Origin of the sequence: Sediminibacillus halophilus (assembly GCF_900103695.1) — a bacterium.
Classification (GTDB): Bacteria; Bacillota; Bacilli; order Bacillales; family Amphibacillaceae; genus Sediminibacillus; species Sediminibacillus halophilus.
Genome location: NZ_FNHF01000003.1, coordinates 571,976 through 583,514 on the forward strand (window position 1 = coordinate 571,976; position 11,539 = coordinate 583,514).

At 45.8% G+C, this 11,539-nt stretch carries 9 protein-coding genes and 1 pseudogene; all 10 read left to right on the forward strand.

What is annotated here, in order from left to right:
- The first annotated feature begins 37 nt into the window (after positions 1–37).
- The 10 genes and pseudogenes from BLR82_RS13215 to tnpA all read left to right on the forward strand — a co-directional run bounded on the left by BLR82_RS13215 (position 38) and on the right by tnpA (position 11,519).
- Complete coding sequence (locus BLR82_RS13215; protein WP_074599929.1) at positions 38–2,458, forward strand: cell wall-binding repeat-containing protein; 2,421 nt, start codon at positions 38–40, stop codon at positions 2,456–2,458.
- A gap of 175 nt (positions 2,459–2,633) precedes the next feature.
- A complete protein-coding gene (murJ, locus tag BLR82_RS13220) occupies positions 2,634–4,157 on the forward strand; it encodes a murein biosynthesis integral membrane protein MurJ (RefSeq protein WP_074599930.1) in 1,524 nt (507 codons plus the stop codon).
- Positions 4,158–4,159: 2 nt separating this feature from the next.
- A complete protein-coding gene (locus BLR82_RS13225) occupies positions 4,160–5,068 on the forward strand; it encodes a PIG-L deacetylase family protein (RefSeq protein ID WP_074599931.1) in 909 nt (302 codons plus the stop codon).
- 16 nt (positions 5,069–5,084) lie between these two features.
- Positions 5,085–6,548: an O-antigen ligase family protein gene (locus BLR82_RS13230; protein WP_074599932.1), complete on the forward strand. Its 1,464-nt coding sequence runs from the start codon at positions 5,085–5,087 to the stop codon at positions 6,546–6,548.
- Positions 6,549–6,560: 12 nt separating this feature from the next.
- Positions 6,561–7,652 carry a glycosyltransferase gene (locus BLR82_RS13235; RefSeq protein ID WP_245693806.1) on the forward strand — a complete coding sequence of 364 codons (1,092 nt, stop codon included), beginning with the start codon at positions 6,561–6,563 and terminating at the stop codon, positions 7,650–7,652.
- 13 nt (positions 7,653–7,665) lie between these two features.
- Positions 7,666–8,136, forward strand: coding sequence for a PssD/Cps14F family polysaccharide biosynthesis glycosyltransferase (gene pssD / locus BLR82_RS13240; RefSeq protein WP_074599933.1), 471 nt, complete (start codon positions 7,666–7,668; stop codon positions 8,134–8,136).
- The gene (gene pssE, locus BLR82_RS13245) at positions 8,133–8,612 is read left to right on the forward strand and encodes a PssE/Cps14G family polysaccharide biosynthesis glycosyltransferase (RefSeq protein WP_074599934.1); all 480 of its coding nucleotides are present in this window, start codon (positions 8,133–8,135) and stop codon (positions 8,610–8,612) included. Before pssD ends, pssE begins: the two co-directional genes overlap by 4 nt.
- Before the next feature lie 22 nt (positions 8,613–8,634).
- Complete coding sequence (locus BLR82_RS13250) at positions 8,635–9,672, forward strand: GNAT family N-acetyltransferase (RefSeq protein WP_175486810.1); 1,038 nt, start codon at positions 8,635–8,637, stop codon at positions 9,670–9,672.
- 195 nt (positions 9,673–9,867) lie between these two features.
- Entirely contained in the window at positions 9,868–10,914 is a 1,047-nt protein-coding gene (locus BLR82_RS13255; RefSeq protein WP_074599936.1) for a glycosyltransferase family 4 protein, read from the forward strand.
- 189 nt (positions 10,915–11,103) lie between these two features.
- Positions 11,104–11,519: pseudogene (gene tnpA / locus BLR82_RS20610) on the forward strand (IS200/IS605 family transposase).
- Positions 11,520–11,539 lie beyond the last annotated feature (20 nt).

Sequence of the window (11,539 nt, forward strand, 5' to 3'; positions counted from 1 at the left end):
ATTCATAGAGTTAAAAAAAGGGAGAGGGTGTTACATTTTGTCGAAGTACTATGCGAATAAAACAAGTGTAAAGAAAGCAGGCTGCTTTGTCCTGAGCTTGCTATTTTTGTTTATTACGGCCAGTCAATTGACTGCCGCTGAGGAAGACGGAATACCGGGAGGGGAAACATACCTGGAATTTGAGGGCGGAGTGACCGTTGAAGTAAACAACGACCAAACAACATCCTCGATTAAAGTGATGAGAAACGCCAATGTTTTATATAGCAATAAAGCCACTTTGGCGAATGTTGCAGATGTTCAGTTATTGACCGAGGGTTCCAATCACTACCTGCTTTTGGAATATCGATTAGATGGTACTGGCCAGGAAGTATATTTTGAAGTGCTGTCTGGTGTCCGAGACTATCAAAAAGTTTTCACTTCTCCTACCTATCCACGAGCAGCCGTAGAGATGGAAGGGTCGGAGATAACAGTGAGTTATCCAGTATTCGAAAACGACGATATCATGACAGAGCCGACCCAGATACTCGATGATACTTTTAAACTAGAACAAGGAGAGGTGGAAAAGCTGGGCAACGATCAGCGTTCAACTATGCCGAAAAGCGCAAGTCGATTTGCTGCCCTGGCTTCGGTTGAGGAAAAGTACCAAAACCCCTCCTACAGTGAAATTTCGCGGATCCTCACTCAGGAGGCGATCAACGCCGACATTCCCCCGGAAATCGTCAAGGCAATCGCCTACCAGGAAAGCGGCTGGCAACAGTATTGGCCTGCGGGGAAAACGCCAGAATCACACTATAGCAAAAACTGTCCGAATTGGGACGGCACCAATGTCAAACTAGGCTACGATTGCATAGGCATCGGGATCATGCAAGTATCCGATTATCGATTTATAGAGGACCCAACAGAAAAACAGCGGGAAATCAACAAGCTTTCTACTGATATTCGTTACAACATACGGGAAGGGTTGAAAATTTTACAGCAAAAATGGAACTATGCCAATGCAGGATTGATACCGAAGATAAATGACCATGATAAATACAAGCTGGAAAATTGGTATTTTGCCATTCTTGCTTATAATGGATTGTCCTCCCGGAATAATCCGCAAACAAATCCGGCATCTGCTTATCAGGAAAAAATCTACCAACACATTGCTGACTACGGTCTCTTAGAGGACCTGCCGCCATTTCCTACTTATCTATTAAGTCCGAGAATCGATGGCATTCTAAGATTTGACGAGGAAACAATCCATTATAAAGCTAATCCGGTAACGACCAGGCAAGACTATTCCGTCAATCAGCCTGTTTATGTTACAGCTGACAGTTTGACGTTGAGGGACAGTCCCTCCGGTTCGCAAATCGGTTCGTTAAAACGAGGGGAAAGGGTAACAATTACTGGTTCATTTCAATCCTCGAACAGTAGTACTTCCCAATTTGTCTGGTATCCGGTAAGGACAAGCAGTGGAAAAAATGGCTACGTCGCCAGTAGTTACTTAAGCAGTTCACAGAACCTCCTCACATATGCCTTGGAAGGAAGCCGGCGGTATGAAACGAGTGCCAGCATAGCCAACTACGGTTGGCACTGGAATAATGCCAATGGTGTTGTACTGGGAAGGGGTGACTTACCAATCGATGCACTGACCGGGAGCGTGTTGGCAGCAAAGTTTGACTCCCCGTTGTTGTTGACCACTCGAGATACGCTGCAAGAGGTTACCTTGAAGGAAGTCGACCGGCTTAATCCGGAACATTATGTTTCAGGATCCAAGCCCTACAAAATTTATTTGCTTGGGGGCACTGCGGCAGTCTCTTCAAAAATAGAAAACAAACTGAAGTCCCGCTATGGAAATGCCAGTGTTATCCGGCTATCAGGGGCAACACGATATGAAACGGCTGCCATCATTGCCAAGGAAACGATTCAGTCAAATACAACCAACGAGGTTTATATCACGACTGGTGACGAAAAATCTTCTGATGCGCTATCCATTGCTGCCTATGCAGCGGAAAAACAGATTCCGATTCTGTTGACGGAAAAAGAACGGTTAAGCAATCAAGTTTCACAATTTATAAAGGATAACAATATACGCAAGGTTACCATCATTGGAGGAACGGACGCTGTGTCAACAGCTGTCGAAAAGACTTTGCGGCAAAAGGTCAGTATAGTACAACGGGTATCAGGTAAAACTAGATTTGAGACAAGTGTTGCGATTGCCGAGAAGTATTATCCAAAACAGGCAGTTTCTAATGCCTTTTTTGCCAGAGGATATGGAATGGCCGATTCCTTGTCCGGAACAGCCTTGGCAACTCGGAAACAGGCACCGCTTCTGTTGACGAAAGAGAAGGAAGTGCCTGATGCGCTTGCAGGCTGGTTGAAAGGGCTGCCCGGGGATCCAGTTTATTACTATTTGGGCGGGAACAGTGCCATATCACCATCTGTCAGAAACGAACTGGAAGGACTGTTCCAATAACAAAGATTCACAGAATACTAAGCTAATATGAAGTACGTTAAGAGTACGTTAAGAATCATGAATTTTCCTTTTTCTTTTGTTTAGCTTTGGTATATTTGAGGTGAATTACAGACAGTTCCGCCTCTGGCGGGCTGTCAAAAATACAAAACGAGAAGCACACTGCGGGGTATTTAGGATGAAGTCGAAATTGGGAGCAGCCGGACTATTGTTTTTGTTGATGACACTGTTATTGAAAATTTCCGGACTGGTCCGCGACATGGTGATCGCCTATTACTTCGGAGACAGTTATCAGGCGGATGCATTTCTTGCTGCGTTTATCATTCCGAATATGCTGTTCCTTTTCATGACGAACGGGATGAAGAACACCTTAGTGCCAAGCTATCTGGAGGCAGCTGCCAATGGCAGGGAAAACAGCCACTTATCACAGGTGTTCAAGTCGACAGCCATCGGAGGGACGATTGCTGCTGTAATCGGCGTACTGCTTTCCCCGTACCTGATTCCGCTGCTTTATTCGGAATTTAGCGAGCAGGCGACAAAGGTTGCGGTCGGGGTTTCCGTCTGGCTGATGGGCGCACTGGTGTTTGTCGGATTAAATGCTGTTTTGGAAGCTTATTTGGATGCCAGACAGCGGTTTTCCACTTCCGCAGCATCGCAAATCATCGTGATAGCCGCCATGATAACCAGCGCCTTTCTGTTTGCGGAATCGGCTGGTCCATACGCACTGGCAGCCGGCTATCTCTCGGGTACGATTGTTTCTTTGTTCTTCAAACTGATTTTGGCCGTTCCCAAACAAGCAATCCGGTTAAAGGAAAAAATCAACAGGGCGGAAATCAAGCAGTTTTACCAGTTGTTCCTGCCTGTTGGCTTGACCGTAATGGTGGGACAAATCAATCTGACAGTCGACAATATATTTGCCGGTTACTTTCCCGAAGGTACCGTGACCTATATCAACTATGCTAAAAACCTGGTCCACTTTCCGCAGGCGATTTTCGGTGTCACGATTGCGACCCTGGTTTTTCCGGCACTTGCCAAGGCTCAGGCTATCCGAAATCAGGCGCAATTCAATCAAACGATGGTAGAGGGACTTAATCTGATGTATTTGCTTGTCCTCCCGGCAATTACCGGGATGATGATCCTTATGCCGCAAATCATTGAGCTGTTGTATGAGCGGGGTGCTTTTACGCATCAGGCTACACTGGCGACAAGCCAGGTCGCCTATTACTATTTTGGCTCGGTGCTGTTTTTCAGTTTAAATACGATGATCAATAAGGGCTTTTACTCAGTAAAACAGGGCAAACTAATCATGAAAATCGGCGCCGTTTCCGTGGTGCTGAATCTACTATTCAATTATTTATTTACAAAGATTTTGGGGTTTGTCGGCATTCCACTCGCATCCTCTGTAGTCGGTCTGCTTTATGCAGCGACAGGATTCGTTCTTTTCCTGAAGCTTGTAAAGGGACTGCCGCTAGGCATACTGGCAGGTGAGTTTGCCAAGATCACTGCCGCTACAGGAATCATGGCAGCAGTCATTATCCCGCTAAGCCGGGTGGTCACAGACTGGCCCGTATTGTTGCATATCATCATGATCGCATTAGTCGGATCGGGACTATTTATCGGGTCAGTCTGGCTCCTGAAAACACACTCCTTGCAATACCTTACAGGAAGCCTGCGCAGCAAAACGAAGCAAAGGGAGACATAACAATGATGATGAAAGATACCTTACTAAAATCAGCGGAGCCGGTAGTCGTTCCAGTTACCAGGCTGGTGATGAAAAAACATTATCAGAACAGCCAAAAACTCACAGACGTAGTCCCGAATCAAAACGTCCTGGTATTAGCCCCGCATATGGACGATGAAACGATCGGACTTGGCGGAACGATACGCCGTCATGCCAATACCGGTTCAAAGGTTACTTGTTTGTTTATTACAGATGGAGGACAAAGTGTCAGCCGACTCCCCGGCGAAGAACTGTCAACAGTCCGGAAGGCGGAAATCAACCAGATCCAGCCGATTCTCGGAATCAATCAGGTTTCCTATTGTGATTTGCCGGATGGTCATGTCAGAGATCGGCCAGAGTTGAGCGGCATAATTGCGGAGCACATCCAACGCCTGCAGCCGGATATTATTTATGCTACCACATTTGTTGATGCCCATCCGGACCATGTGGCGACAGCTGAAGCGTTGGCAGACTCTCTTGAACAAGTAGACAACGTCGATCCGGTCATTCGTTTATATGAAATCAATTGTCCCTTTCCGCCAGCAGCCATCAATTGCTTGATTGATATATCGGAGACATTGCCGGCAAAGCACCAGGCGATCGACGTATTTCAATCGCAAGCAATCGCTTTTGACGGCTTTTTGGAACTGAACAGGATGAAAGCACACCTTGCTGAGAATGCTATTGATGCGGCAGAAGGCTTCCTGCAGCTTTCCAGCCGCGAATTTCAGAAAATTATCGAAGCGGTAAGGAAAGAACCTTACGATTATCCAAGATTGTTCAAACAGGCAAACCGGACGGTAACACTGTTGTGGGCAATTTATAAAAACAATCGATTAAAGAAAAGGATTTACCAGCAACACTTGCCGTCCCATCCCGGCATTCATCGATAGGAGAGGAGTATATACCATGAACATCAGCATCAAACAACTCGGATTCGTACCGGCCGCCTTGCTTATTCTGCTGGCAGCTATGATGCTCGACAACCTCATCGTGTCACTGGCCGTTATTGCCACCTTTGTCATCTACAGCTACTTCCAGGAAAAAAACGCTCTGATTTTGCTGTTTGTTTATTTTCCAATCCGTCCGTTTCTTGTCGAATTCAATCCGACATTGAAACTTGTCGGGGATGCCGTGATTTTTGTGTTATTGGTAAAAACCGTCATGAAATACCGGCACGATTTGCGTTCGCTTGTAAAGTTCCAATGGTTTGAACTCGCTTTTTTCGCATTTTGTTTTATCGGCGCCGTTTCTGCGCTCGTTTCAGGTGTATCAATCACGGCATTGGTGTTACAGTTACGATCCTTTCTGTTATTTTATCTTGTCTATTATGTCGTGAAGCGGATGGATATCACAAAACAGGATATCGCCCGTTTTCTCTGGGCGACTATGATTCTCGCCGTGGTGATATGCTTGCATGGACTGGTGGAGAAGCTTTCTTTACGTGGGTGGCTGCTGCCTCCGACTTGGGAAAACATGCCGTTGTCGGCCATCAACCGAATTCGAATTTACGGATTGATCGGCAATCCCAACCTGCTGGCTTACTATTTGTCGTTTGCGTTTATTTTGACACTATTTTTACGCAGTTACCTGCAAGGCAAAATGGTATGGGTGGCCAACATCGCACTAGTTCTTTACATGGGCGTCTGGTTTCTTACCTATTCGCGTGGAACCTGGCTAGCTTTTGCCGTCGGCCTGTTGATTTATATCGCGCTGACCAGGCATTGGCGAATCTTAAGGACAACCATAGTTACCTTGGCGGCCGGAATTATTTTCATCGGCGTACCTGCCAACATGTTGGCAAGCACGATTGAGGCCTCCGACTTCGGTCAAACCCAGCGCAGCACGCAAAAGCAATATGACGAGCGCGATGGTGGTTTCACCGACCGCATGCGGGAGACTTTCAATGATGACGCCGTAGAGGGAAGCAAACGGGCTGGGCGTCTGTATATCATCAAAAAGGGATGGACGATATTCCAGGACAATCCAGTGATCGGTACAGGATTTGCCACGTTTGGGGATTCAGCAACCTTGAACGCCGGCTCGCCGATTTATGAAGACTATAATATCGAGCGGGAGTTTTATTCGGACAATCAATACATCCAAGTCATTGTGCAAACCGGCATATTCGGCGTCATCGTGTTTGCCGTGTTTTTGCTGAATATGCTCTATCTGTTATGGAACCGCCGAAGCGAGCTGAAGATCGCCACAGTGTTGCTTGCTGTCCTGCTCGGTTCTTATGTTGCAGGATTGGTCTACAATATTTGGGAAAATGACTCGTTCACGCTGTTTTACTTTGCGATACTTGCTTACGTCATCAACCAGACTCGCCATGTTCAGTCTGCCAGGAAGCTAGCAGCCGCAGCAGAATAGGAGGAGGAACAGATGGAGTTAAAACATGTCCTTGTCTTGAGCACCATGTACCCCGGAAAAAACAGTCCGACTTTTGGTATATTTGTCCGCAATCAAGTCGAAGCTTTAAGAAAAAGAGGCTTGGACATCGATGTCGCAGCGATTACCGAACCTGGAATGCGAAAGCATCATCTGTTGAAAAAGTATTTAGCCTGGATGATACGGATCGGACTGATCAGTCTTCGCAAGGGGAAAGGCTATCAATTAATTCATGCACACTATATTTTTCCGAGCGGCTTGTTTGGTCTCATTTTTAAAAAGCGGTTCGGAACCAAGCTGATTGTCACATGCCATGGCGGCGATCTCGACAAAATGGCGAAAAAGGGTAAATTCTTTTTTCAGCAGACCAAGCGGATTTTGCAGGAAGCAGACCATATCGTGGCAGTAGGGGAGGCGCTTAAACAGGAAATGCTCGACCGCTATCAGGTGGACCCTGGAAAAGTGACCGTTTTGAATATGGGAGTCAACCGGCAGGTCTTCGCACCGGTTCCAAAGCCAAAGGCAAAACGGAGATTGGGACTAGAAGAAAACAGGATCCAGCTCTTATATGCCGGCAATCTTATTGAGGCAAAAGGATTGAAGGAGCTCTTGGATGCCTATCAGCAGTTAAAACAAACGTTTGATCAATTGGAATTGCATCTAATCGGGGCAGCCAAGCAGCCGGAATTTCTGGAGAGAATCGAAGAGAAAATCGAAAGAGAGGCAATCCCTGATGTGACCATCCATGGCCCGAAAGGTCAGAAAGAGGTTGCGGACTGGATGGCTGCTGCTGACATATTCGTCATCCCTTCCCATATGGAGGGGTTTGGATTGGTGGCACTGGAAGCCATGTCATGCCATACTCCGGTCGTCGGCAGCAACGTCGGTGGTCTTGCCCACCTGCTTAAGGACGGGGCCGGGATATTGGTGGAACCTAAAAAACATGCATCGCTACGCAACGGGTTGGAGAAACTGATAGCGAACGAAAAGCTTCGTGATCAGCTTGTCATCAAGGGAGAAGAGAAAGCACAGGAAAATGATCAGGATAAATTGTTGGATCAGCTTATTTCAATCTACCATCGATAGGAGCGAGGACAGGATGAAACAGAAAAAATTGCTTCTTATTTCATCTATAGGCGGCCATCTTACCCAGCTGCTTCAGTTGGAAGGCTTGTTCAAAAACTACCAATATCATCTTGTGACGGAAAAGTCGGAGATCACCGAGCAGCTGATGGAGAAATATCCGGTTTCCCTGCTAATGTATGGAGCACGTAATTACCCGATTCGCTATATTTACAAGTTTACCTATAATACGATCAAATCCTTGTGTATTTTTCTCAAACATCGTCCGGATATTATCATCACCACTGGAGCCCACACAGCGGTGCCGATGTGTTACCTGGCAAAATTGTTCAGACGCAAAATCATCTTCATTGAGAGCTTTGCCAAGTCAACCAGTCCCACCTTATCTGGCAGGATGGTTTACCCGATTTCCGATTTATTCATCGTGCAATGGGAATCGATGAAGGATATTTACCCGAAAGCAGTGTATGGGGGGTCTATCTATTGATACTGGTTGTATTAGGCACGCACGAACTGCCATTCACGCGCCTTCTTGATGAAGTAGACCGGCTTAAGCAAGAAAGGATCATCAAAGAAGAAGTTATCGTCCAACACGGCCACACACCGTATAAGAGTGAGCAATTGACATTAAAGCCATTCGTCAGCTATGAAGAAATGGATGCATTATACGAAGATGCGGGCCTGGTAATCACCCATGCAGGTACCGGTTCTGTGATAACGGGATTAAGAAAGGGGAAAACGGTCATTGCCGCTCCCCGTCTGAAAAAGTATGGGGAACATAATGACGATCACCAGCTCCAGCTGGTGGAAGCGTTCACTGCCCAGGGACACATTTTAAGCTGGAATGACGGGGAAAAGCTCGAGGCTGTCATAAAACAAGCGAAGGATTTTATCCCGAAACCTTTTCAATCGGGAAAACAGCGGCTGCAGGAAATTCTGACTGATTTTATTGATCATGCATGAGCACTTCAAAGGGGAGGATAGCATGGCAATTCGCTTTTTTCAGCCGGGGGACCAGGTGGGGATCCAACAGTTGTACACCAAGGTGTTCGGGAAACAACGTTCTTCTCTGGTGTGGGAATGGAAATATGTAAGCCACCCCAACCCGGTGAATCCCTGGATTTTGGTCTTTGAAAGAAACAACCGCATCGCCGGACACATCGCGTTATGGGTCAGCGAAGTATTTATTAATGGCAAGACCCAGCTGGCAGGCTTGCGTGTTGATACGATGGTCGACCCCGATGACAGGGGAGAAGGAATTTATCAACAGTTGAATGAAGCGATGTTTACGGAGGCCAGAAAATCGGGAATCAAGCTGCTATATGGATTCCCTGCACCAAAAGCGAGAGAACTGCTGCTCACACGCACTCAGGCGAAGGAAGCAGGCCGGGTGTCACGCTTTGTTTACATACAAAATCCCATTGCACTGGCCGCAGGGATGATAAGGATTGCCAGTCCTGCGAAGCCGTTGAGTAGTCTATACAAAAAGGTCTTCAACAAGCAAAAGAAAAAGTCTTCAACAAAATATCAACTCGAATCCGTCACGGCATGTGACGAAAGTTTCACCAATCTGACCGACCGTCTGTCCACAATCAGGCCGGTTGTCATCCGCCGGAGCCATGGGTACTTAAATTGGCGCTACCACCAGCATCCGGAATACACGTATCACATGCTCGCACTTCGTCAGGGAGCAGATTTGGCAGGCTATGTGGTCGTGAAAGAGGAAGTGAAACAACTCAAACATGGCAGTTTGGCCGTCGGAACAATTGTTGACTGGCTGGCGATTGACGATGAAAAGGTATGGCAGGAATTATTGCAGGGAGCATTGCACCAATTACGAGACTGCGATGTGGTACAGAGCTGGGCCTTACCTGAAACTCCATCAGCAAATGTACTCGCTTCAAATGGCTTTAAGGTAAAGGACCATCCGCTCGCGCTTGTTGTTCATCCCTTAGAGAACGCAACGATAGGGAGCAGGCTAGAGGACTGGTATTTGCATCAGGGAGATGTTGATTCATTCTAAGAGAGTATTTTCATTACTATATTGAAACAATTGTAAAATTTTCTCGGGAAATGGTGTTTTTTATCTCGTATTGTGCTATATTAACTAAAGCAAAAAAATTACGAAACTATGAAACCTTTTTTCAATGACTCACGTCTTATTAGAAGATGAAAAGACCTAGAAAATAGATGGGTTCGATATTCAGGAGGACCGACCATGGAATTTATAGCATTGCTATTGTGCTTTATTATATCAGTGGCGATAACACCATTAGTTAAAAGACTGGCCATCCGCATCGGAGCGGTCGACCAGCCGAACTACCGGAAAATTCATAGCAAATTGATGCCGCGTTTAGGCGGTTTGGCGATATTTATCAGTTTCCTTATCGGCTTTTACTTGTTTGATCCGGTCAGCAAGTATGATTGGCCGATTCTGGTAGGCGCCATCCTGATTACCACAATCGGTTTTCTTGATGACTTGTTCGAGTTATCAGCCAAAGTGAAGTTTGCCGTTCAGCTGGTCGCTGCAGGAATCGTCGTTTTCAATGGGGTACAAATCACTTTTATTAATTTGCCATTCGGCGAAACACTGCAATTCGGCTACATGAGCATTCCAATCACAATAATTTGGATTGTCGGCATCACGAATGCCATCAACCTGATTGACGGTTTGGATGGACTGTCAGCCGGTGTTTCTTCCATCGCGTTGATCACGATTTCCGGTTTGGCGATATCACTCGGTGATTCGTTTGTCGCCTTAATGGGATTGATGCTGCTGGGAAGCACACTTGGCTTTTTGGTTTATAATTTCCATCCCGCAAAAATTTTCATGGGGGACACCGGGGCATTGTTTTTAGGCTACATGATCGGTGTATTCTCGGTACTTGGCTTTAAGAATGTAACATTATTCTCGTTAATTGTCCCGATTATCATTTTGGGAGTACCAATTTTAGATACATTCTTTGCGATTGTCCGCCGCATTATCCAAAACAAGCCATTGTCCGCACCGGATAAGCTGCATTTGCACCATTGCTTGTTGAAACTCGGATTTGGTCATAAACAGACCGTTATCCTGATTTATGCTATGAGTGGGTTGTTCAGTATCGCGGCCATCATCTTCACCAAATCGACCGTCTGGGGATCAACGATAACCTTGTTGGCATTGACAATTCTCGTAGAAATCGTGGTCGAACTGACTGGTCTCATCAGTGAAAATTATCGCCCGATTCTTCGCCTTCTGGAAGGTGCCAAGGTAAAACGATAGAATTAAAAAAGCTCCCTTATCTATATAGATAAGGGAGCTTTTTTAATGGGCACAGTAAACCTCTGGCTATACCGGAGATTCCGGAGAACTTACAGTATGGTAATAAAGAAACCTCCTTCTTTGGTGAGATAAAGTTGGTTTCCCGACCACTTTATCTCACCAAAGAAGGAGGTATGCCCTGTGAAGGACATGAACAGTTTAGCACATGCAACATGGAGTTGTAAGTATCACGTAGTCTTTCCTCCCAAGTACAGAAGACAAGTCATTTATGGAAAGTGTAAAAAGTGTATTGGTCAAATTATAAGAGATTTATGTGAACGGAAAGGAGTAATCATCTATGAATCAAAAGCCTGTCCGATTCACATCTACATGTTTAAAAGGAAAAAGCATTCTGATGATATTTGATCGGCACGCTAACTTGAAATATCGTAAGTGGATTGGAACTTCTCGTGTTGAGATTTCTACGTTGATACAGTGGGTAGAAATAAGACAAATCAAAGAACATAGATTATATGGCTGATCAGTTAACCTTGTTCGAAGAGCATGACCTGTTTACAAGGGAAAAATTGGAGGAAATAACGAAATTCTTTAGAAATAGTGAGTGAATGGGGGACAGGCGAAACTC